Annotated in this window: 1 protein-coding gene; it reads left to right on the forward strand. The window is 72.8% G+C overall.

The window, feature by feature from the left end; all coding sequences use genetic code 11:
• Positions 1 to 173 precede the first annotated feature (173 nt).
• A complete protein-coding gene (locus tag OOT08_RS08475) occupies positions 174 to 467 on the forward strand; it encodes a WXG100 family type VII secretion target (protein ID WP_325092191.1) in 294 nt (97 codons plus the stop codon).
• Positions 468 to 475 lie beyond the last annotated feature (8 nt).

Consider the following 475-nt stretch of genomic DNA (forward strand, 5'->3'; position numbering starts at 1 on the left):
CCCGTTCGGGGTGCCGGGCCGCGGTCTTTTCCGCACCGCGAACGAATCCCGCGCCCACTCCCCAGCCCCGGCTCCGGCGCCCCCGGGGAGGCCAGCCCCCGCCTAGGCTTCCTCCTCCGGGTGATCCGCGCCCGGAGCCACCCGCCCCGCTGGGGCGCAGGAAGGGAGTAACCGTGACCAATATCCGCGTGTCCTACGGGGACATCGAGACCGCGACGCAGCGGCTGAGCGCGGGGCGGGCCGAGATCACCGAGCGGCTCGGCCAACTCCGGGCGCAGATCGAACAGCTCGTCTCCTCTGGCTTCGTCACCGAGCGCGCCTCGGAGCGCTTCGGGGCGTCCTACGCCCGCTTCACCCAGGACGCGAGCCAGACCATCGCGCACCTCGACGAGATCGTCCGCTTTCTCTCCCAGACCGCGCAGAGCCTGCGCGAGCTGGACCAGCAGATCGCCGCGCGCATCGGCTGAGGCCCGGC

This window comes from Leucobacter sp. M11, assembly GCF_035726885.1.
Classification (GTDB): domain Bacteria; phylum Actinomycetota; class Actinomycetes; order Actinomycetales; family Microbacteriaceae; genus JAPFRB01.